Raw genomic sequence first — 23893 nt, forward strand, 5'->3', positions numbered from 1 at the left:
AATGCTCTCTTGGAGATGTTGGCACAGAAGATTAGGTGGGAGATAATAGATGAATAAAGGACTCTTTGTTGGTAGTTTCGATCCATTTACTATTGGGCACGCCTCTATAGTACGCCGTGCTTTACCGCTCTTCGACCATATTATCATTGGTGTAGGGGTGAATGAGCGGAAGAAGTATATGTTGGATGCGGAGGAGCGAGTGATGCGTATCAAGCGTCTCTATGCTGATGAGCCAAAGATAGAAGTAAAAGCATATAGCGACTTAACCATCGATTTCGCTCGTAGAGAGCAAGCGACATATATTATAAAAGGTGTTCGCAGTGTGAAAGACTTCGAATATGAACGGGAGCAAGCAGATGTGAATAGATTATTGTCAGGCGTTGAGACCATTTTCCTCTATGCCGAACCGCAGCTGTCAAGCATTAGTTCTACTATGGTGAGAGAGCTTCAACACTTTGGAAGAGATATATCGGAGTTCCTTCCAAAGGGGTATTAACAAGAATAGAAAAACAACTGAAGCAAATGATTACATATAGTGCAGAAGGCGTAAAGATGCCTAAAATCAGGAAACGTGATACTTCTCGTTGGATAAAGGCTGTTGCTGCTACCTACGGAAGGAAAGTCGGGGAAATAGGGTATATGTTTGTTGATGACGAGAAGATACTCGAAGTGAACAATGAGTACTTAGGGCATGATTACTACACAGACATCATTACCTTTGATTATGATGAGGGTGATGTGCTGAATGGCGACCTTGTAATTTCACTCGACACTGTACGTTCCAATGCGGAACTATTTGGTAAGGTGTATGAGGAAGAGCTGTTTCGTGTTATCATACATGGTATTCTTCATCTCTGTGGAATCAATGACAAGGGTCCGGGCGAACGTGAGATTATGGAAGAGAACGAGAACAAGGCGCTTGCACTTCTCAAGAGAATGCAGACTGAGAAATAGGTAGTCTATCGTTATACCAGCCATCCTGTATTGTACGCCCATAGTTCAGCATAATTGCAGAAAGGCTGCACCATATAATTATTTCTGCTCTATCAGCCCTTGTTTCGATAGTAAAATATTACACACTTAGCTTCTAAAAAGAAGATACATAAAATACTAGAAAGCGACACGTATGGTTTCAAAGAACCATACGTGTCGCTTTCCTTAAATCTTATATAGAGTACTTTAATCTGACTAAAGTGTCAGATTCTAAATTAAAAGAATACAACCTCTGTCTGAAATCTTTGCCAGAAAGGTACTTCGATCTCAATATTTGTCAAGACCAAAGTTTGTAATCTCTGACAATTAGTCTTCCCAGATGCCTCTCACTCTCGACCAAGATGAATTGAGAGATTCATCTTCTTCATATCCTTCAGACCAAAAAGGATTCTTTTTGCTATCAGCATGGTCATTGCTGCTTCCACTACCTACAGTGAGAAGGAGTTCGGATGCTACCAGAGTTTCCCAAGTCTTAGGCGGAATATACGTTCGTTTCATAACATTGAATTATTTAGTTTACAATAACCTTTGTACCATTGATAAGATAGAGTCCTGCTGGTAGTTCTATTGTTCTACTTTCACCAGCATTGAGCGTCACAGTCTCGACCTTCATTCCGTTTGCATTGTGGATACTGAAATGTACGGACTTTGCAGCCGTTGCCATAATGTGTCCCCTGCCCGTCTGAACAGCAAGATCTGGCTCATGGGTAAGGTCGGAGATACCTGTTGTCATACCGTCATAATCAGTTATAACATCAAAGCCTATCATCTCCTTTGCTCCCTGACTACTTCTGTTGTAGAGGTAGCATGCACGGAAAGGATAAACGTAAACTGACGGATACATTAGGAGAAGATTCTTAGAACTAAGGAACATGTTCCCAGAGAAGTAGAATACGTTCTTTGTGTTTCTGTCTACCTTCATGCCTGCATAAGAACCGCAGTTGCTGAACTGATAAGCATTGCCTGCAATCTTGCCTGTTGCCTTTTCACCCGAATAGGTGTAGCCTGAAGTTTCCAGTTTGTCCTCAGATGCCATCACATCCGCACCATATTGTGTGGCAATGAAGGAAATCTTTTCATCGGTAGGTGCATTGATTACCTTGACCATGTAAGGTACGTTAGCTTCGGTACTGCTGCCCTCAACACGATCGAACTTTGCCGATGCGTAATAGTTACGGGACGAAGCAGTCTCGGGATCTGACAGGAACAGGCAGTCTTCCTCGTGCATTCTCAACACCTCGAACGAGCAGGCATCCGCAGTGGCATTGGTGTGTATGCCATTTGTCAACGAGAGCGTGAACGGCAGGATAATAGAAGCATTCGCTACCTTACCATTCTTTGGGATAGTGATCTCTCGTTGATAGATTGCATAATTCTCCCTCGGAACAGTAATCTTGTATGGAGCAAAGAATGGTTGCCTGTCAGTAATAACGATGTTCTTGCAGGCATGGTAGTCTCCGCTCTTCGTCTTCTGCACATAGTTATCCTCATTGTAATTGGAACGCTCTGGGAAGTAGATTAAGCAGTTCGGGTTCAGCAGTCCCTTCATGCGATCCATCTCTTTCTTCTCTGGAATATGGACAGAATAAAGGTCAGTATAGTCAAGATATAGTACCTCATATCCCGTAGCATGCTTAGCAGCAAGTGCTTCCGTGAGAGCCTTCTCCATCATCGGAACAGTTAGGTAAGCATTACCTGTAGGTATCTTTTGATTTGTCTGCGCATCAAGGGCAACGAATCTGCCACCATACATAGGCTTATCTGTATCTTTGCCTTCAAGGTTGTAGCAAGTATGGTCATAGATCTTTGTCAATTCACACTGCGCCTTGTAGTCCTTAACAATGAGCTTGATGTCCATGAGGTAATAGGCATAGTAGCGATGCTCCAATGCAGTGGTCGGTGCTATGTTCCATCGTGTTTCATCTCCCGTGAAAAGGTAACATTCCTTGGACTTATTGATGGCAACTTCAATGTTGCTGGTGAATGTTCCGCCCTGTTCTCTATAAAGTGACTCAGAATAAGGGTACTCCTTGAGTGTTGTCGGGCTCGAACTGGTATTATTGTTGTTCAGTTCATCAATGTTGCTATACTTGAAAGGCTTGTCACCGCACATCTTAGTGCTCACTTTCTTGTCGGCTTCTTCCATACCCGTAGCCATATACTGCTTTCCATCACCGAAGCTGTTGTAATAGTCTGACTTGGCGAAGTAGTAGCGTGCATGGCGTGTTCCACCGGGATAAGTGTTGTCTCCATACTTGCTGTATAGGTTCTCAAACGTGAACTTACATCTCTCTGTATCACCCATGAAATCCTTTGGCACATAGAAAAGAAACTTGCCACCTGATACTTGGAAATCGTTGGATGTGAACTGTTGCATTAGCGTAGGACCGTTTGCTTTCAACGAATGACAAATGATGTCAATAGAGTTGATGAATGGATCCAGTGCTTCAAGGGTTAGTTCAAAGGTAACGAGAGCTTTTGAACCAGAAGCCAGACCAGACACCTCAAACTTGACAGCATCGTTGTTTAGATTGGGTATCTCAATGGTTCCGTCAGCCCCTGAGGTTACTTTAATAGTTTTATAAGGGGTGTTCTTGTCGGTAGCATATACCCTTAAAGTATAAGGTGAAGGAGTGAAGGCTGGATTGTCTACTGTTCCATTTGCCTGTGAGTATGTGGCAAAAGCATTGCTCTTGTCTTGCAGCTGGGCATTGCCCTTTCTGTCAGGCATAGAGAGATACAAAGTCTTACCATCAACAACTCTCCTGATACGATCACCAATCTTCTGAAATACCGAAGCCTTCGTAGGACTATTTGTCGGATACAGGTAATACGTCTTGTTTGCATAATGAGTATACAGATAACTGCCCCCACTGTAGAGTTTACCACTACCTTCACCAGTCATTGTCCAGACTACTGGTCTGTTCTCGTTCCACTTACCATCTGGCTGAAGATAGTATGTCTTCAAACCAAAGGTTCCTCCTTTTGCCGTAATATAGAAACCATCATTGTAAGGGACACTACTAGAATTTGCAGCCGTGCCATAGTGATATTTGATTTTGGCACTCGTAATACGATAGCCCAGCGGAACGTCTTTTTCATCCTGCGACTTGGTTGAAGTGGGTGTCTCAATATAATAGGTGTTATTACCAACGGCATAATAGAGCTTTCCATCATTGTTTAATGCCTGGATGTCACCAGTATTAGCTGTTGCTGGCAGTTTCTTGTCGCTTGTGACAGCATCCTGCTGATAGAAATGATTGTTCGCCATAAGTTCCCTGACATTACGATAGTCGTAACTAAAATATGTCACGCCGCTTTTTTTGTTCGGCTTTATTTCTCCTAAGTCCAGCTTACTGGTAGCAAAAGGAACATCCACCATATTAACACCATCCTTGATAATCATAGAAGGTGAACCTGGAGCTACGTTTGCCTGAAATGGCCCTTCAGCGGTGAAGTAAAGCTCGCATGACTTGATAGTCACACCATAGAACTCGTCCCACTGCCTCCAGAAATAAAAATAAAGGTTGTTACCCATATCGGCATCATCCTTACTGGTTCGCTCAATAACATACTCTTTGGAATCATTGTATGATCCCATTACGTCTGTTTTTGCTTTCGGAATACGCTGATTAAACTTTTCATCTGTTTCGTACATAACTTTATTCATGCCTTTAATCTGCATGGTATTGACCGTTTTACCATTAAGATTATTCATCAGAACGATGCGATAACGAGTAAAGCGAAAGCCCTTGGGCAGAGAAATGTTCATACAGGTTGTAACGTTCTTTCCACCCATCACAACATACATTCCTTGTTGGTTATCTAAAGAGATGTTACCTGCTGGATCCTTCAGCTGTCCCCCTTCCACCAGTTCCGTCTTGTCGGAAACAGTCAGTGTTAGTGGTAACTGATTATGCCGCCACAACGAACTCCAACCATGTTGGAATCCAACTTCATTTTCATAGGTCAAACCTGCAACCAACTTCCCAGACTGGGGACTTATAGTCACGTTTTGTGCTTTGGAAACCGAGAAAGAGGCAAATAGTATCAATAATACCATTGTCTGCTGAATCAGAATCAGCCGCCGCCCTCTCCCTTTTAATGATAAAGACAGGTACTTCATAATTCTTTTCTTTAAGTTCATAAATACTTATATAAATCTGATATATATTGTGTGGAGTTGATACGTAAAATGCCTCTTGGTCTCGACAGTTGCTTTCACAAAAATAAAAAAACAATTTAATGTCGCCAAATAACTTTACAAACGATAGACTCTGTGGCTATCATTAATATGCGTCTGTGCATATATTAACGGACATTCAACTATCCATGGAATCAAAAATACTAATTTGAAGCGTTCAAAGTGTACAAAAATTGCTACAATCAGTACAAAGTGGTAACAGAACGAGACACATGAAGCTCCTCGAAAGGGGTGGTTACAAGTTCAACTAATAGAGTGTTGAGGAATTAAGTTTTATCTCGAAAGGTCAATACAAATGTCTTTCTTTTTTTCTCCAAGGCTTTTGTACAACTATTACAAGTGCTTTGGAGAACCTCTCCAAAGTACTTGGAGAAACAAGATAAGTATAGTGTGTACGTTTGAGAAACATAGAAGTTATACCATAATTAAGTATGATGACTAAAGAATGATAGCCTAAATAGAAATATACTTTAGGATTAAAACTAAACAACGAAAGAGGTAATTTATCGTTTCTTTTTACTAACTTTGCAGTGCTACAGACAACAAAAAGGGCATATTGTCTGCCTTTACATCTGTCTTTACATAAATAATAACACCTATTCATGAGCAACATCCTGATATATTCTTTGGGCTGCTTCTCCTTTATCCTCTCCTGCGTCTTCTTTGCAGCAATAAGATGGGGGCACGTGTGCTCTCCCTATGCAAAATACGCAGACAAGTTCTTCCCAGCACGAAAAATAAGCATTTTCTTTCTTCTTTTCTCTATCGCTCTATTTCCTTACGTACTCAATCCGATGCGTACAGAGACTTGGATGCTGGCAAAGTTCTATGCGATTCTCTTCATGCCGACGACATGGATCATACTGTTTCACAAGTACTTTGATCCTTCTGGCTATAAGCGGGAGAAATATAGGTTGCGACTGATGGCATCGATTCCAGTACTGATTATCTTGTTGCTCTTTGCCCTAAGCATCATTCCGAAGAAGTTGTCAGAACACCAGAGTGGTCAGATTGCCTACGTCTGTATAGGAGTAGGCGCATCCCTGTTCGCCTATCTTGTTTATTCTACCTTCTGGCTTTATCGCAAGACCAATGAATACAACCAAGACAACTACTCCAACGAGGAGGAGTTCCCAGTACGGTTTGCCAATTATGTACTCTGGCAGCCGCTGGCTTACACACTGACGGGATGGATTGTTCTTTTCACAGACAGCCGATTACTTAAAGCCTGGATTGATTTTCTACTCAGTGGTTGGCATATCATCATATTGCTCGCCTCCCTCCATCCCAACCGCAGCAATGCCGAGGCAATGCGAAAGATGGATGAAGTTATGTCGCAATACATAAGACGAAATAACCTCATCCCATCACCTGAAGATATAGAGCCTGAGAATACGGAAGGTATTAGCGCAGCGAAGGTAAACCAGATAAAGGCGGACATTCTTGAGATTGTGGAGCAGAAGAAAGGCTTCCTTAATCCTCACCTAACACTTGCCCACGTAGCATCACAGACTGATTATGGTCGGACTTATGTATCAAAGGTTTTCAAGCAGGAGTTCGGTGGATTCTATAACTACATCAACCGACTACGATTGGAATATGCTGCTCAGTATGCCAGCGAACACCCAGAAGCCAGTCAAGACGAGATAGCCAGTCAGTCGGGTTTCAGTAGTAGAACCAGCCAGTGGCGGGCAGCCAATCGGCTGACCAGAAGCGAGGATCCAACCGTCTAAAGTATAATGATGAACCAACAGATAGACCTCTTGAAAAGTATTCTGTTTGCAGAATGGACAACACTCGTCACATTCGGCATCTGTCTCCTTGTACTCCAAAAGCAGAAGAAACCAGCTTACCAACTATATACGAGGGCACGTCAACTGCTTGCCATCAACTTTCTAATCTTTGCCATGGAGCCGTTCTTGTATTGGCTGAAAGAGGAAGAAATCTACAGCATTCCCTATCCAGAGACCATTAGCCTAAGCTTGTATCTTATTGTTACGGTGCTCCTTTCTATGATCTACCTGCCGTTTGTCCAACCTGATTACATTACTCGAAAAAGAGTACTTCACAATGTCATCTTCCTTGCTGGCTGTCTTTCTTTCCTCTGCATCGGAGCTATCATAGGTGGAACGTTCAGACTGATCAGCCATATAACCGTAACGGTGGTTCTCTTAACAATGGTTATTCTTTTGGGAATCCGTTTCTACAGCTACTACCGAAAGGCACAACAAAAGATGGCTAACTTCTATGCTGACAATTTCAAGCAGTCTATCGCCTGGCTCGCACGTTCGGTAACACTTGTTATTGCACTGGGATTCCCCAATTATATTCCGTCTATTCTCCCTCACTGGGGCATTGAAATCTACAAGGCACTCTGCCTCCTTTCTATTATCTATATGTTCTTGTCATTCACTAACTATATGTTCAATGCCAATTTTGTCGTATTGAATATCACACTTCCGCAGAAGAATGTACGGCTTGATAAAGGTACCATAGAGAAACTCCAGCGATGTACCCTACGCTGGCAAAAGACACCTGCTGCCCTGACGAAAAACATAACCATCAATGATGTTTCTCGTCAGTTAGGAACCAACCGCACCTACCTCTCACTTTACCTCAATACCTATCTGAACCTAACCTTTAGTGAATGGATAGGACAAATCCGCCTTAAGCAAGCTAAGACTTTGCTGGCATCCAATGCCATCATGAGCATGGAGCAAGTTGCTGAGGCTACAGGCTTCACATCGTCATCCGCTTTCAGCCATTACTTCAAGGCACATGAGGGACTTTCACCCATAAGATGGCGTAGGCAAACTCTACACAAGAAAACGGATCAATCAGACTAACAAGGAGGGAACAAAATGAACAGTTTGCTTTTCAATAGTATCTATAACTACCTGCTACTTTATCTGGCAATCGTTGCGTGCATCTTTGCCTTGAACCTATTCTTCATTATCTTTCCCCATACTCCTGCCAAACGTCGCTACCGACAGGCTCGTTATGCCATTGCCACAGGACTGCTGATGGTCGCTATCCTCAGCTTCATCCACTGGTACTTTCAACTCAGAGAACTTTCTTCTTACTATTCTATTGCCATCACCATAGGCGTACTGTTCCCTGCCCTTACTCTTTTTATCATGGCTTTCACCGCTATTATCAGCGAAGAAGAAATCAAGTCAGAACACATGGAACGTAATTTCATCCCCGTTATAGCCTGCATCATAACCCTATGGGGAGGAGGATTTGGCAACGACAGAGTTCGCATTGTCATCCTTGTCATTGCTTCTGTCGTTTTTCTCGTTGAGACATTCACCCTTAGTCTTTTGATGAGAAGATCGCTTAACAAGCGGGTGGAGACACAAAGGCACCCCCCTTCTGTCCAAGCTTTCATACTGTGGTTACGACTACCCATGTATTGGGGTGTTGTCACTGGAGTGCTGGGTATTGCAGTCATGGTCGTCAGTAAAAAGATTGCCATATTACTACTATTCAACTTTGTCATCTTCTTTTGCCATCTTTTTGTCTCTATTCTCAACTATGCCATGCATTTTGAAAAGAACACACTGGCACAACAAGCGGTAGTACTATCAGGGAGGCAGAAGAGAAAAAGGAAGATAGAAGAAGAGATCCAACAGTGGATAAAGAAGAAACGATACATGAAGACGCAGCTAACGCTCAACGAAGTAGCACTGCAACTGCATACCAATCGCACCTATCTCTCACAGTATCTCAACATGGAGCTGAATATGCCTTTCGGTACCTGGCTGTCCCAACTGCGCCTAAATGAAGCCAAACAGATGCTAATTGATGAGCCCTCGCTCAGTATTACAGAGGCTGCTCAGACCTGCGGCTTCTCATCGGTCAGCAATTTCTCTCACCTCTTTTCAGCACTGGAAGGCATGACACCACAGCAATGGAGAGTATCAAAGAAAGAATGAAAGAGGGAATGGAAAAGGACTCTTTATGGTAATGAACAATCCTCCAGATGGCTGAATAGCTTCAAATCCCAGTCGCCTTTCCTTTCTTATTCCCATGCATTTGTAAATAGCGGGAAACAAGTAGGAATAGAAATACACGTAAAATTAGGGCAGAGAATATGTGAATTTACAGAAAACGGCACGTATGGCTTTGTCAAACCACACATGCCGCTTTTTCTTATTACATACGTTCTTCTCTTCAAGATAGAAGCCTGTAATGTCTTTTATATCGCTTTTTGATTAAAACATCAATTACAGACTCCTGTCCGTATTAGGTGCTGTACAAAGTTTAATGGCCTTATTCACAATGTCACTCTGCTCGTTCCAAACGCGGTAGTATTCGTTCATATCCCACAAATCGCGTGCTACGAGTGCTTTTAATTGAACTTTGATATAAGGCATGGTAGCCGTTAGTTCTGCCTTATCCTTTGGTTCCACCTTCTCTTTCTTGCCCTCTGCTATAATCGTGTCAAGCAATGATTGTGGTACTACGTAATTCTTATTGAAGGTGTCAAATGACTTATAAAGTCCTTTCAGAGTTGTTCTGTTTGCATCAACATACTTCAGATAAGCATTCATAATGATGTTCTTTGCAGCCAAGAGACGATGATATTTCGTGTATTTAGTTGTATCTAAAGGCACGAAGTAATCGGGCATAATACCGCCACCACCATATACTACTCGATGGTTACGAAGCGTGTAGAACTTCTGAGAAGTATCAAAGTGAATACTATCAGGATTGGTTAGTTCACCATGTTTCAGGCGTTTCTCAAGATCCATCTCATAGTCTTTCAAGTCGCCTTTCTTGTATGGTTTCTGAATACAACGACCGCTTGGTGTATAATAATGAGCGATAGTCAAGCGCATCATACTACCATCAGGGAAGTCGAACGGACGCTGAACAAGCCCCTTGCCAAAGGTTCTGCGCCCAACAACTGTGCCTCGGTCGTTATCTTGAATAGCCCCCGTAACAATCTCTGCAGCCGATGCAGTGAACTCATTCACAAGTACATAAACACGCATCTTTTGTAGTCTTCCGTTGCCAATAGCCTTGTAGTTCTGGCGTCGCACATTGCGTCCTTCGGTATAGACAATCATCTCGTTATCCTTTAGGAACTCATTGGCAATCTGTACGGCAGCCTGAAGATAACCGCCCCCATTGTCTTGTAAGTCGAGTATCAGGCTCTTCATACCTTGCTTCTCAAGCTCTTTTACAGCATCCATGAACTCTTTGTGGGTCTTCATACCAAAGCTTTCTAAGCAAATATAACCCACCCCTGGGCGAATCATATAGGCTGCGTTGAGCGTATGAACAGGTATCTTATCACGTGTGACAACGAATGTTAGGATACCATTGACGCCTCGGCGCACAATACCTAACTTCACTTTTGTTCCCTTCTTACCCCTCAAACGCTTCATAATGTCCACTCGTGATATCTTAGTACCCGCTATCGTCGAGTCGTTCACACTAACGATACGATCTCCAGAGAGTATTCCTACCTTCTGAGAAGGACCATTCACGATGGGTTGAATCACCACTAATGTGTCCTCAATCATGTTAAATTGAACGCCAATACCCTCGAAGTCGCCCTGTAAAGGCTCATTCATTGCCTTCGTTTCCTTAGCATCTGTATAAGTGGAGTGCGGGTCTAAGCCCTTTAACATCCCTCTTATGGCATCTTCCGAGAGCTTCTGTTCATTCACAGAGTCCACATAGAAGTTCGTTATTGCCATCTCCGCCAATTGCAACTTACGCAAGGGTGAATTGTTCTTCGGCTGCGCTGACAATGGTAAAAAGGTAAAGATGTAAAAGAGTAAAAGACAGATATACCTTCTCATAGACTAATATTGTATTTTAATGAAACTCTATTTCCTTTGAAAGACGACGCATAGGACTACTATTCGAGCCCTTCTTTCGCCCTTCTATTTCGCTGATGTTATTAACAGCTATTACTTGTTTAATATCGTATTTATGACGATTGCGGAGTAAACAGACGACCTTTTCCGAAAGAACTAACGACCTTTTTAAGAGAAACACTCGACTGATTTGAAAAATTAGTCGAGTGTTTTTAAAAATCAGTCGACTGATTTGAAAGCCCCTATCGACTATGCTTTAGAGACGAGAAGATAGTAAATTAGCTTTATGACGAAGCCCTCCTTTACATCTCCCCTTGCTCTTCTGGCAAGTCCTCTTCGATTACGAGGTTATCAATGATGAAGTTCTGACGCTCCATAGTGTTCTTTCCCATGTAATACTCAAGCAACTTTGACACTTGATCATTCTTATGGAGTGTAACCTGCTCAAGGCGCATGTCGGGTCCTATAAAGTGTGCGAACTCATCAGGAGAAATCTCTCCAAGACCTTTGAATCGTGTTATCTCGGGTTCAGGACCAAGCTCGTTGATAGCAGCCACACGCTCCTCTTCAGAGTAGCAGTAGCGTGTGATAAAGTCGTTCTTCTTCTCTCCTTTCGCACGACGAGCGTCGGCATCAGCAATAACCTGCTTATCCTTGATTTTTGTCCGACGGTTGCGAACACGGAAGAGGGGCGTCTGAAGGACATATACATGCCCTTTCTTTATCAGCTCAGGGAAGAACTGAAGGAAGAAAGTAATTATCAGTAAGCGAATGTGCATACCGTCGACATCGGCATCCGTAGCCACTATTACCTTATTATAACGCAGTGAGTCGAGTCCGTCCTCAATATCCAAAGCAGCTTGAAGGAGATTGAACTCCTCATTCTCATACACCACCTTCTTCGTCAAACCGAATGAGTTTAGCGGCTTACCACGCAATGAGAACACCGCTTGAGTGTTCACATCGCGGCTCTTAGTGATACTTCCACTGGCTGAATCACCCTCCGTTATGAAGATAGAACTATCCTCTTTCCGATCGTTCTTAACGTCACAGAAGTGAATACGACAGTCCCTTAACTTACGATTATGTAGGTTTGCTTTCTTCGCCCTCTCGCGTGCCAGCTTCGTAACACCAGCCATCGCCTTACGTTCCCGTTCGGTTTCTTTGATCTTACTCTCCAATATGTCGGTGAAATCCTCCTTGTGTATGTGAAGGTAATTATCGACATTTGTCTTAATGAAGTCGCCTACGTACTTGTTAATCGTCTCTCCTTCGGGAGCCATAAAGGTTGAACCTAACTTGATCTTAGTCTGTGATTCAAACACAGGTTCCTCAACGTTAACAGCGATAGCAGCCACTAATCCATTACGAATATCACCATACTCGTACTTGCCGAAGAACTCTTTTATTGTCTTGGCAATATGCTCTTTGAATGCAGTTTGATGTGTTCCGCCCTGCGTTGTATGCTGACCATTCACGAAAGAGTAGTACTCTTCGCCATATTGATTGGTGTGTGTGAAAGCGATCTCAATATCTTCTCCTTTCATGTGAACGATAGGATACAATGGATCTCCCGTCATATTATCCGTCAGCAAGTCCTTTAGTCCATGCCTACTCAATATGCGTCTACCGTTGTACATGATGGTTAGCCCCGTATTAAGATACGTGTAATTGCGGAGCATCTCCTCAACTATGTCATCATGGAAAGAGTAGTTTTTGAATAGCGTGTTATCAGGTTCAAAGTAGATGTAAGTACCACTCTCATCGTTAGTCTTCTTTGTTTTATCACCTTGAAGATTACCTTTTTCAAATGAGAGCGCACGCACCTTACCCTCACGGAAGCTCTTCACCTCAAAGTGTGAACTAAGTGCATTAACCGCCTTGACGCCAACTCCATTCAATCCGACACTCTTCTTGAATGCCTTAGAGTCGTATTTACCACCCGTATTCAGCACTGATACCGCCTCAACGAGCTTTCCCTGTGGAATACCGCGACCATAGTCACGCACGCTAACACGCAGGTTGTCCTCGATATCTATCTCTATTCTATCGCCCGCATTCATCTTAAATTCATCGATAGAGTTGTCTATGACTTCCTTTAAAAGCACATAGATGCCATCCTCGGGCAACTTTCCATCACCTAAACGACCGATGTACATGCCCGGACGGGTACGCACATGTTCCATATCCGATAGGTGTCGGATGTTGTCATCGGTGTATTCTACGGGTTTAACTAATTCGTCCATAAATATTAAAAGCTCACTTTCAATCTCTCTCCGAACGGAGAAGAGAGTCGTATGTTACCATGTGTGAGCAAAGGAACATACACTCTTTTGTCAGATAGAAGCTACTTAGTTAATCTAAAATTAATGTATTACTAAACAATAACTATTATACCGAGACGAAAGGACAGAATATCGAATTATTCACCTCCCTCTGCCCTTGTTTCAGGTGCGAGGGTAAGACTTCTTCTATAGCAACGCCTCTTCTTATGGTTAATAGGGTCTAACGGTCCCCATTGACTCTGCACTCCTTCGTTGCTCTCCATCTCTACTTGCGTCTCACCCCACTTGAATCCGTAGTCAACGTAACGTGGGATAAGGTCGGCAAAGAGCAGTGCATTGGCTCCTTTAGACCTATACTCGGGTAGAAAACCCATCAAGAGAAGATCCACACCATCGGTCTTATGGAACTTAATAGCACGTAGTAAGTGCCACCAACCAAATGGGAACAGACGCCCGCGACGGCATTTTTGAAGCGCACGACTCAACGATGGGATCGTAATTCCAAGTCCGGCGAGTTGGTTGTCTTTGTTTCCATCCTCAATAACAGTGACGAGGTTGAGGTCAGCTAATGGGAAGTACATCTTGACATATTGGTCAATTTGACGATCCGTAAGCTCTGAGAACCCATAAAGATCACTGTATGTGAGATTGATGAGGTCGAAGAGTTTCTTACCATAACCGCCTTGGAAGATGTCTTTCTTCGTCAGTTTGCGCACGTGGAGATTGTATCGTTTCTCCACCATCTCGGCTATCTTCGTATATTTCTCGGGTGATTTCTCTGGCACCACGAGGTAGTATTCAACGTAATCGTTGTCCTTCTCCCATCCACCGAGCTTCTCCATGTGTTGTGGATAATACTCATAATTATAGATGGTTGCCATTGTTCCCAGCTTATCGAAGCCCCAGGTCAACATTCCTTCAGGATCCATATCGGTGAAGCCAAGCGGTCCAACAATGTCATCCATACCTTTCTTTCGACCATACTCCTCAACAGCTTTAAACAAAGCACGCGATACTTCAATATCATCAATGAAGTCAATCCAACCAAAGCGAACGTCCTTCTTCTTCCATTTCTCGTTTGCTTTATGGTTGATAATAGCAGCCACGCGACCCACTATCTTCCCTTCTTTCAAGGCAAGGATATACTCAGCTTCGCAGAAGTCAAAGGCTGCGTTTTTGTCTTTTGATAGTGTATTTACTTCATCACTATAGAGATTGGGCACATCATAAGGGTTCCCTTTGTAGAGGTCGTAATGGAACTCAATAAACTGTTTGAGGTCTTTCTTCGTCTCTACTCTCTTAATCTGAATTGATGACATTATATATATTCTATATTCGTTATATTCCTTTTCTTAAACGTGCAAAAGTACTAAAAAAACAGCAGATGGGCAAATTTAACGTATCTTTTAACTGATTCGCTCTATTGGAGAAAGAGCCTCACTCCCAGCCTATCTCCGAATGAAGAGGGGAGTAGAGAGTATTGTTTGCATACGATGATAGTACACAACGTAGGGACAGACGCCCTCGTCTGTCCACATAAGAGGACGTATTTCACAAAGAGGTAAGGAGGTTCAAGCGGACAGACGAGGGCGTCTGTCCCTACATTAAATCGTGATTTTCAAACAAGGGATATTGTTCTCGTATTCAAAGAGGGCGTTTCTTCACATCAAAGAAACGCCTTCTTGCAATGGAAGAAACGCCCTCTTCGATTGAAAGAAGGCGTCTCTTTGTTTTTAGTCTTGCTGTTTTAAATAGCGAAGCACCGCCTCGTTACACACCAACCGATGTACCCTCTGTATGCAAACAGCACCATTCACTCCCCTCTCCATACGGAGAAGGGGCGGGAGTGAGGCTGTCGTTTGCATACGATGATAGTACACAAAGTAGGGACAGACGCCCTCGTCTGTCCGCATAAGAGGACGTATTTCACAAAGAGGTAAGGAGGTTCAAGCGGACAGACGAGGGCGTCTGTCCCTACATTAAATCATGATTTTCAAACAAGGGATATTATTCTTGTATTCAACGAGGGCGTTTCTTCACATCAAAGAAACGCCCTCTTCAAATGGAGAAGAATCCTCACTCCACTTCCCTCTCCGTCTGGAGAGGGAAGTGGATAGTATCATTATTATTTTAAATAGCTGTCTGATAACATCCCGTTAGGCAACATCCCCTCCTTTGGAGGGGCTTGGGGAGGCCTTCAAAACCGATGTCCTATCTTACAACAAACTTCTTTCCACCACGGATATAGATACCCGGTGCGAGCTGCGCATCCTTTGGCATGCGTACTCCTTGTAGGTTGTAAACAGCGTTATCATCGCTCTTTACAACGTTAGTAGTTGATATTCCTGCTGTCGGATCATAGACATACAGCATTGGTGAAAGGTTACTTGTGTTAGCTGGTTTATATGCTCCGAACGACTTATATTGCGTCGAGTACTGTACGACGTGACCATCAGAACTTGTGATAACAAATGTTCCGTCAGTATTTGGAGTTATAGTCCAAATGGTCGCTTTATCGGTTGAGTTGACTACATTAAAGTTCTTATGCGTACCGTCCTGATAGAAGTAACGCCCCTTAGCGTCCTTGATGTAGTAACCACCCGCAGCCTGTTCTAATGTAAAGAATAGGTTTTCATCGGAAGTAAAGACAATCTCTTTCTTAGTTGTTACTACTGATCCACTCAGATAACCGTAGCTCTTTGTACCTTGAATAGTCTTACCTGCAAAGAGGTTCTCACCGACTTTTACAACAAGAAGGAACTGATTGTTAACAGCGGGAACTGCCGTAGCTTTTACGAAAGTCTTAGCGTTTTGTGGAGTTACTTGACCACCTTCTCCACCGCCGGGGTTGCTTGGATCTTCGCTTGGATCTGATGGTGGAACAACCGCACCAGTGTAACGTGCATCGTCAGAAGCTGTCGTTATGGATAGATCGGGGTTGAAAGCAACATCCACACTATCACCCCAAACATATTCAGCGAGGTTTGGATAGTCGATAAAGAGGTTACGGTTATTCTGTATCTTGGCTGCTGCATTGTTGCGATCAATCTCTTGTTGATCTACACGATCTTGCTTGCTCCACTTGAGGTAGAGCTTATAAGCCCACTCCCTAAGCGTTGGCCAGCTGTTATTCTCAAGGCTTTGCAGTCCCGTCTTCACCCATGTTAGGTGCTGATAAGTGGTTGCCATATACAGATAACTGCGTGCGAACTCACCTTTAAAGCGGTTGCCCGGTTCCCACATCTTCACGAGTTGTCCATTAGCATAGCCTGTTCCGACCTTATCATAGCCTTCTCCAGCAGGCTTGGTAACATTTACTACGACTCCCATTGGGTAGTTACTCTTGTCGCTGTTAGCCTTTGCATCAGATGGATAGAGGTTATATAGATCGCACCAAGCCTGGTTCTCGATCTTTCCCCACCAACTCTTTGGGAACGAGTGTTCGATGTTCATGTCTGCAATAGCTGCTCCGTTGTGTTCGACGAAATAGAACTTTTTGTCACTATAACGGTTGTAGCATTCATTGTTTTTAGGGTCACGATCGGTGTACCAAAAGCCCCACCATGTGCGTTTGTTACCACTACCATACTTCAAGACATCCTTTTTGTCCATCAGAGTGTGCAGTGCATTCTTTAGTTGCTCCTTCTTTAGTCCTTTTAAAGAGGCGGCATACTGTTTAAGACTTTGGCGGTCGATAGCATTCGCCGACATAGATATTCCTATCAATGTCGTGGCGATAACCATTTTAAATAACCTGTTCATAGTTTTTAATAATTTATTTTGATGAATATTGATGATAATTTCTTACTGAAGAGATAACCGTTGTTTATTGCTCACACCTTCGTACAAATGAGTAAGAGATGATTGTTATTTGCATCGGTAGTAGCGAAGAGATAATCTGTTCCTCCTTCTTTTATCTTGAGTTTCTTACGTAAGTCTGCAACGCTCATAGGGAAGTTGCGCACGGCAAGATTAGCTTTCTTGATAGCTGATAAAGTGTGACGTAACTCCTTCTTATTGAATGATGAGACGGCTACAAGGCGGAAACTGCGACCAGGGAAGTGCTCAATAAGGCTATTGGAGACAAATAAATGAGAATTTACACTTAGTGCAGAAACCTCATAACGACGACTGATTAGGGCAAAGCAACCCGCTTTCATCAGTGAAGCATTAGGCTCATAGAGATATTGACCAGCTGTAGGTGCGTTTGAAAAAATGCTTGGTAAGGTGCCAGCAGACTCTTCCTCATAATAGGAAACAGTCTCACCATCATTTACACATACGATGCGGAGTTTAGGTATTGAGCCCATTGTAGTGTCTGACTGGGGCTCTTCTTTCTGCAAAACAATCAATAACTCCTTACATTCATTGCGCACAGAAAGGATGTGAACCTCACGTACAACGTTGCCAATAACGTTTAGTTCGTTTACAGCTCGGTGCCAATCAAGCATTGGCGAGAGCTTCAGAACGATAGTGTCTGCCTTCTGTAGGAGTTCTTTCTCTATTATCAACACATCAGGAGAACAGTCTTCTATCAGTACAGTCTTGCCCCCTTGCTCGTTACGACGTGCTGGATCGAGGAAGATAACATTGACAGGCTGCATTTGATGGAGGTATTCCGTGCCATCCGTATTGACCACTTCTGCATGCTTCAAACCTAACACCTTGAAGTTATGTTGTGCTGTCTTGCATAGTTGCTCTTGCCGTTCTACGTAGGTGGCATGGGTGAAGTTGCGTGCAATAAACGAGAAGTCGACACCGAAACCACCCGTGAGATCAACAAAGCGCGTAGATGCAGAGACTGTATTACGGAGGCTTAATTCCTTTATCAAGTTGGTTTTGTACAATGCAGTCTGCTCACTTGAGCACTGCTCCATAGATAGATGTGGCGGATAAATAATATCCTCTTGCGCAGCCCATGAGGGTAACTTGGTGCACGCCTTCAGCCATCCTGTGAGCTGATTAAGCAAGAATGGCATGTCAATGTCAGGATAGTTATGCGCTTGGAGGGCTAAGAGTCTCACCCCAGTACCATCTCCGAGTGGAGAAGGAAGTGGTATGTTATGCTTATTGAGGGTTTCTCGCACGTATCTCGAAAGCGGAAACTCTCCTTGTTGTAGTGTATTCCTTTGCTGTTTTACCATCTCTTTTTGTTCTTACTTATACACCTTTCCCTTTCCATCTAACAATAGCCAATGATACTATCTACTCCCCTCTCCATTCGGAGAGGGGGCGGGGGTGAGGCTTGTTGGGGCTTTGGGTGAGGCTTTTCTATCGAACCACTCTCAAGTTACTCTTCGCCCATTCTCTCGTACAAAGGTTGAAGTGCCACCATTCAGTGCGTATTGGCATGAAGCCAGCAGCGGTCATAACCTCTCGAAGTAACCGTCGGTTGGCAAGTGCCTCACGTGAGATAATACCCCGAGCAAGTAATCCTTGTTCCTTATCTATATGACTTGCAGCACCCATGTGATCAACCTTTGCTCCCATAGGGATTGTGTCTATGTGGCAACGTGCAGCCCCCTCACGCCATGTGGCATCGTTCCATGAAGCCTTACAAATACTGATATCCACTGCCATTCCATAGTTGTGCATACCCCCACCATGGGCTGGGTTAGACACATAGAAGTATTTGGATGTGTTCTTCACAGCGTTCCACATTGTCTGCTGAACGCTCATTGGGCGTGTAGCATCAAATATACATAAACTCAAGTCAGGTCTGCGACGCTTCAATTCTGCCTGTGCCTTGCACAGAGCCTTCGCACAATTCGGTAGAACATAAGCATCACGAAGATCGCAATAGAGCTGTTTATTACAGAAGTTATCGGTGCGTGCATACATTAAAGCAACCTTTATTGAGGGCACAACATGCTTAATATTCACCAAACCTTGCCTCTCCATAGATTGACCAGCAGCCAAGCGACGATTCTGTACAGGCTTCTGTGCATATATATAAGTGGTGGAAAGGAATAGTGCGAGTAGTGCGTAATAGATTCGTTTCATCATCAACTTCTCTTTTACAGACTAATAGGTAAGGATTAAAAAAGGACAGGTTCTATGCTTTCTTACAACCATGATGGATTGAAGGAATACATAGAACCTGATCTGTTATTGCTTGTATCACTGCAGAAATATTATCTATTGCTTATTTCAATGCCGCTTTCTTTTGTTTTACATAGTCTCCGAAGACACGGTCGAGTTCTGCCCTTTGTTCAGAATCGAGTGTATCATTGGCTTGAATAAGTCCATGATAATAACTCTTGATAGCCTTTGACAACTTTGCTCGATCGGCTGAGTTCTTATCGAAGATATTATCCAAATCATGATAGAGAGCGGGCTTCATTGTGTTGAGGAAAGCGAGTTTCCCTGTCATTGGAGCCGCATTCTGGGTGCTATCGTTGGGCTGCTCGTTAGGAGAAGTGACCTTTACGCTATCTTCGGGAGCTGTTTCTTCATCCGACTTAAAGACAGATGAGACATCAATCTTGCCCATTTGATTGAGCAAAGCACCACCATAATTATATGTCAGAACGCCAAGAACAATCACAACCACAGCGATCACAGCCACCATAACGGTGCCTTTACCTATTGTAGGCATGGTAAATGACGACCCTTCATGATTGAGATCGGTTAGGAACTCATCGATGTTTGCATAACGATCACTGCGCTTGAAGGCACAACAACGCTTGATCACTTCACTATAAGCAAGCGTTAGCCCCATCGCTTTCATTATCGTTCCGAGCGAATAGATATCAGCTGTTCCGTCGGCAGTCATGGTTTCGTCTTTCAGTTCTGGTGCCATGAAGCGTGTCGTGTCAGCAGTTGCTTTAACGTCATCAAGCGACAATACATTGAAATCTATCAGCTTCACATGATTGCCTTGAGCAGTGATAAGGACATTAGAAGGCTTTAGATTGCGATGAATCACCCCCTGACTGTGAGCATAACGGAGTACATCTGCTATCTGATTCACAATCGCGATCTTCTCATCGTCCGTGTGTTGTTCTTTAAGATAAGCCTGTAGTGTGCGACCTTCTACAAACTCCTCTTCTATACAAAGCCCATAGCCCTCAACCTCCACAAGCCCTTGATAGCGTATAATGCCCGTATGGTTCAATCGTTGACATTGTTTGAACTCGCACTTCAGGGCATTTCTTAGCAACGTACGCTTGCTATTCTCCTCCTTTAAACCCTTGAGGATGACAGTCTGATCACCCTTGTGACATTTCACAATAAGGCTATATCCTTGTGAAGGAATCACCTCATAATCTGTGTAACTACCCTTTAAAGGCATTTCATCTGTCTGTGACGACTGGTTGGATGTATGGTTCTTATCTATCATTGATATCGATCGCATTTAAATAGTTAATATGTATCTCTGTGCGCAAAATTAGCAAAAAAAAATGATATAAGGCATAGTTACAGACTTTTAAGCATAAATAGATGTTAAGCTGGCAAGCATCAGTAGCAATATTGAACATTATTTGTTATAGTCTTATAGTCTATTTTGCCATAATAACAACCTATTCTGCTCTTTTGCTATATATACTCTTGTTCGCCTATTGCGATACTGGATTAAATGCTTACCTTTGCACTCGTAATTAGGAAACAAATAATTAACCGGATAAGAATTAAGCAATGGAAAAGAAAGTAATCATCCTCACTGGAGCAAGTAGTGGTATAGGGTATCAAACGGCAGAGATGCTTGCGAAGCAAGGTCATATTGTATATGGTGCAGCACGAAGAGTAGAGAAGATGAATGCACTAAAGCAGTTCGGAGTGAAGCCACTACAATTGGATGTAACCGTAGAAGAGAGTGTTAATAAAGCAGTTGAGACTGTTATCGCAGCAGAAGGACGCATAGATGTGTTGGTGAACAATGCTGGCTATGGTTCGTATGGTGCTGTTGAAGACGTAAGTATAGAGGAGGCTCGCAAGCAATTCGACGTTAATATCTTTGGTGTCGCTATGTTAACTAAGAAGGTATTACCCTACATGCGTAAGCAACACAGCGGTACTATCATCAACACTAGTTCGATGGGTGGACGTCTAACAACCTATTTCGGCGCATGGTATCATGCGACTAAGTATGCCTTAGAAGCATTCAGTGATGCTTTGAGAATGGAGACAAAAGGATTCGGAATCAACGTTACTATCATCGAACCGGGTGGTATCAAGACACCATGGGGGGGCATTGCTGCCGACCATTTAGAGGAGAGTTCGAAGGGTGGAGCATACGAGGAACAGGCAAAGAAGACGGCTGAAGGGATGCGAAAGCAGTATAGTGGCAACATGATGAGCAGCCCAGAAGTAATTGCAAAGGCTATCAGTCGTGCCACAAATGCACGTCGTCCAAAGGCGCGTTATCTCATCGGCTTTGGTGCAAAACCACTCATCTTCCTACATACGATATTACCAACTCGCTGGTTTGATTACATGATGATGCACGCAAGCTAAGCATCATCAGTAATATAGATACATAAACTTTTAGGTGAATCGAGCCATCTTTAGCAGTCTTCAACGGCTATACTTTAAATTCAAAATTCAAAGTTCATAATTCAAAATTATGATTAGTACTGTTTGAAGGGGGCGTTTCTTCGTTGCAAAGAGAGGCTCTCTTCGATACGAAGGGACGCCCTTTTCGATTGGAGAAAGGCGTTCCTTTCTTTGCACTCTTATGATTCCTGCTAACGAGGCACTGCCTCTTTACACTGGAAACAGGTGACACGAACGTTTCTGCAAGCTCTTACTTTAGACCGGAGTAATCATAAATTTAAATTATGAATGAGGTGTTTTGAATGAAGACTTAGGCTTAATTGGGAATAAGGAATTAGGAGTTTTGAATTGATTCGATTATAAATTACGAATGAGAGAGTATCTTTTTCAAATAGAAGTAATCACAATTTTGAATTATGAACTTTGCATTTTGAATTAAAGAAGGCTACAGCATCAACTCCTTCACCATCCTCTCTTGTTCCCGATAGTAGGCTTTCTGATCCGCATCAGAGACGGGATTCACCTCCGAAAGACTAGCTGCTAAGTTCTGCATAGCCCATGTGATGGTGAAACCAGCCTGTCGCCTCGCCTCAAGACACTTGTCTAGTTCGTAACGCGCACGGGCTTTGTCTTGTCTAAACAACAATTCGGCAAGTGTGAACCGCATGCGTTGACGGAACTTCTCATCCCTCTGCAACGTGATTGCCTTGCATAATAAGGCTATCTTATAACGCTCATCATCAATGAGGGCAGCCAACTCTTGGAATAGAGTTGACTTCTTCGATCTACTTATCAAATGCCGATAAATATTGATGGCTTTGTCTTTCTTGCCCATAATCTGGTAGATGATAGCCTTATAACGTTGGTTATCTCGGTTATAAGGACTATGTTTCAACGCTTCAGCAAGGATGGGGGCAGCCCGTAAAGCCATATCGACAGTAGGATTAGCAGCTACTTCCTTGAACACTTTCCCTACAATCCTCATCCCCGTGGAGGGCGTCACAAAGCCTTCATGCTGCGTCCCTTTCCAGTCGTCCTCAGTAAGTCGTGTGATGTCCCAATGCGTTATGAAGTCGAGCATTGAGAAGCTATTGTTATGTTCGAAGACCTGAATAGCAGCCCTCATCATCGCACTTTGCCCCTTTAAATCCGTGTCTTTCATTGTGGGATAAAGCCTCATTAGACTCTTAAAGATCTTATATGCCTCCTCTAAACGGCGTTGTTGATACCGTAAACGCATCATATCTACACCCACCCAAAACATGGCTATCGTTGTATAATGCCCCTTGTGAGCAGCATACAAAGGTAAGATTGCAGCGTAAGCATCCTCTGTTCGCCCCTGTCGTCGTAGTTCGAATACATCCTTCACATCCATAGTAATAGTAATAGATAGTTGTTGTTGCAAATATAAACAATAATCTTGAAAAATGCAGAAGATGGTGAACTAAATCGCAAGGAACGATATTTTCTGAATGAATTGCAGTACCTTTGCCTTAGAAACAAACAACAGAAAGAACATGAAATATCTATTTGTATCAGACATTCACGGCTGTTTGCCGACCCTAGAGAAGGTGTTGCAATTCTATGATCGGGGGCATTATGACATGTTATGTATCCTTGGTGACATCCTAAACTATGGTCCGCGCAACTCTATTCCAGCGGGTATTGATGCCAAAGGAATCGTTGAAGTATTGAACAAAAGGGCGCAAGATATAATCGCAGTAAGGGGTAACTGCGATGCAGAAGTTGACCAAATGCTCCTGAAGTTCCCCTTGATGGCAGACTATCTCATGCTCGTTGATGAAGGAAAACGGCTCTTCCTCACCCACGGACACATATATAATAAGGAGAAGATGCCCGTAGGTAACATTGATGCCATTGTATATGGACACACACATCTATGGGAGTTAACACATCAAGAGGATGCTCTGGTCTGCAACTTGGGATCGATTACCTTCCCTAAAGGAGGCAATGTTCCAACGTTTATGACATACGAGCATGGTGTCTTCACAGCCTATAACTTGGATGGAGAAGTATTAAAGCAAGAACACATATAAGCCGTATCTGGCGAAAAAGAAAGG

General features: G+C 43.2%; 18 protein-coding genes. 8 read left to right on the forward strand and 10 right to left on the reverse strand.

Annotation, left to right across the window (positions count from 1 at the left end):
* Window positions 1-49 precede the first annotated feature (49 nt).
* Both coaD and ybeY read left to right on the forward strand, forming a co-directional pair.
* Complete coding sequence (gene coaD, locus D464_RS0107325) at window positions 50-496, forward strand: pantetheine-phosphate adenylyltransferase (RefSeq protein WP_018910825.1); 447 nt, start codon at window positions 50-52, stop codon at window positions 494-496.
* Between the two features lie 26 nt (window positions 497-522).
* Window positions 523-954, forward strand: coding sequence for an rRNA maturation RNase YbeY (gene ybeY, locus D464_RS0107330; RefSeq protein WP_018910826.1), 432 nt, complete (start codon window positions 523-525; stop codon window positions 952-954).
* Window positions 955-1299: 345 nt separating this feature from the next.
* Here ybeY and D464_RS13190 read toward each other — a convergent pair whose 3' ends face one another.
* Together D464_RS13190 and D464_RS0107340 are read right to left on the reverse strand one after the other, a co-directional pair.
* On the reverse strand, window positions 1300-1491 hold the full coding sequence (locus D464_RS13190) for a hypothetical protein (protein ID WP_004382989.1): 192 nt from the start codon (window positions 1489-1491) through the stop codon (window positions 1300-1302).
* Between the two features lie 13 nt (window positions 1492-1504).
* A complete protein-coding gene (locus D464_RS0107340) occupies window positions 1505-5140 on the reverse strand; it encodes a hypothetical protein (protein WP_024985864.1) in 3636 nt (1211 codons plus the stop codon).
* A 659-nt stretch (window positions 5141-5799) separates the two neighbouring features.
* Here D464_RS0107340 and D464_RS0107345 point away from each other — a divergent pair.
* Genes D464_RS0107345 through D464_RS0107355 form a run of 3 tightly spaced genes read left to right on the forward strand, consistent with a single transcriptional unit; the run spans window position 5800 to window position 9135 of the window.
* Window positions 5800-6930: a helix-turn-helix transcriptional regulator gene (locus D464_RS0107345; protein ID WP_018910828.1), complete on the forward strand. Its 1131-nt coding sequence runs from the start codon at window positions 5800-5802 to the stop codon at window positions 6928-6930.
* A 6-nt stretch (window positions 6931-6936) separates the two neighbouring features.
* Window positions 6937-8043: an AraC family transcriptional regulator gene (locus tag D464_RS0107350; protein WP_024985863.1), complete on the forward strand. Its 1107-nt coding sequence runs from the start codon at window positions 6937-6939 to the stop codon at window positions 8041-8043.
* Window positions 8044-8058: 15 nt separating this feature from the next.
* Entirely contained in the window at window positions 8059-9135 is a 1077-nt protein-coding gene (locus tag D464_RS0107355; protein ID WP_004358885.1) for a helix-turn-helix transcriptional regulator, read from the forward strand.
* A gap of 291 nt (window positions 9136-9426) precedes the next feature.
* Here D464_RS0107355 and D464_RS0107360 read toward each other — a convergent pair whose 3' ends face one another.
* From D464_RS0107360 to D464_RS0107370, 3 genes are all read right to left on the reverse strand, one after another.
* Window positions 9427-11013 (reverse strand): S41 family peptidase, encoded by a 1587-nt coding sequence (locus D464_RS0107360; protein WP_018910831.1) that lies wholly within the window; start codon window positions 11011-11013, stop codon window positions 9427-9429.
* A 320-nt stretch (window positions 11014-11333) separates the two neighbouring features.
* Window positions 11334-13277: a DNA topoisomerase IV subunit B gene (locus D464_RS0107365; RefSeq protein ID WP_018910832.1), complete on the reverse strand. Its 1944-nt coding sequence runs from the start codon at window positions 13275-13277 to the stop codon at window positions 11334-11336.
* A gap of 176 nt (window positions 13278-13453) precedes the next feature.
* Window positions 13454-14635, reverse strand: coding sequence for a hypothetical protein (locus D464_RS0107370; RefSeq protein ID WP_018910833.1), 1182 nt, complete (start codon window positions 14633-14635; stop codon window positions 13454-13456).
* Window positions 14636-15003: 368 nt separating this feature from the next.
* Between D464_RS0107370 and D464_RS13640 the strand changes: the two genes are divergently transcribed.
* Window positions 15004-15231, forward strand: a complete 228-nt coding sequence (locus tag D464_RS13640) for a hypothetical protein (protein WP_154649589.1) — start codon at window positions 15004-15006, stop codon at window positions 15229-15231.
* Between the two features lie 296 nt (window positions 15232-15527).
* Here the strand turns inward: D464_RS13640 and D464_RS0107375 are convergent, their stop codons facing one another.
* From D464_RS0107375 to D464_RS0107390, 4 genes are all read right to left on the reverse strand, one after another.
* Window positions 15528-17078 (reverse strand): endonuclease I family protein, encoded by a 1551-nt coding sequence (locus tag D464_RS0107375; protein WP_026284657.1) that lies wholly within the window; start codon window positions 17076-17078, stop codon window positions 15528-15530.
* A gap of 71 nt (window positions 17079-17149) precedes the next feature.
* Complete coding sequence (locus tag D464_RS0107380) at window positions 17150-18460, reverse strand: class I SAM-dependent methyltransferase (protein WP_018910835.1); 1311 nt, start codon at window positions 18458-18460, stop codon at window positions 17150-17152.
* 127 nt (window positions 18461-18587) lie between these two features.
* A complete protein-coding gene (locus D464_RS0107385; RefSeq protein ID WP_024985862.1) occupies window positions 18588-19319 on the reverse strand; it encodes a M15 family metallopeptidase in 732 nt (243 codons plus the stop codon).
* Between the two features lie 142 nt (window positions 19320-19461).
* The gene (locus D464_RS0107390) at window positions 19462-20658 is read right to left on the reverse strand and encodes a serine/threonine-protein kinase (protein WP_024985861.1); all 1197 of its coding nucleotides are present in this window, start codon (window positions 20656-20658) and stop codon (window positions 19462-19464) included.
* Window positions 20659-20954: 296 nt separating this feature from the next.
* On the opposite strand from D464_RS0107390, the gene D464_RS0107395 reads away from it, so the two are divergent.
* Window positions 20955-21773, forward strand: coding sequence for an oxidoreductase (locus D464_RS0107395; protein ID WP_018910838.1), 819 nt, complete (start codon window positions 20955-20957; stop codon window positions 21771-21773).
* A gap of 484 nt (window positions 21774-22257) precedes the next feature.
* Here D464_RS0107395 and D464_RS0107400 read toward each other — a convergent pair whose 3' ends face one another.
* Window positions 22258-23187, reverse strand: coding sequence for a tetratricopeptide repeat protein (locus tag D464_RS0107400; protein ID WP_018910839.1), 930 nt, complete (start codon window positions 23185-23187; stop codon window positions 22258-22260).
* 142 nt (window positions 23188-23329) lie between these two features.
* On the opposite strand from D464_RS0107400, the gene yfcE reads away from it, so the two are divergent.
* Window positions 23330-23869, forward strand: a complete 540-nt coding sequence (yfcE, locus tag D464_RS0107405; RefSeq protein ID WP_018910840.1) for a phosphodiesterase — start codon at window positions 23330-23332, stop codon at window positions 23867-23869.
* The last annotated feature ends 24 nt before the right edge of the window (window positions 23870-23893 follow it).

Origin of the sequence: Prevotella veroralis DSM 19559 = JCM 6290 (assembly GCF_000377625.1) — a bacterium.
In the GTDB taxonomy this organism is placed as follows: Bacteria; Bacteroidota; Bacteroidia; order Bacteroidales; family Bacteroidaceae; genus Prevotella; species Prevotella veroralis.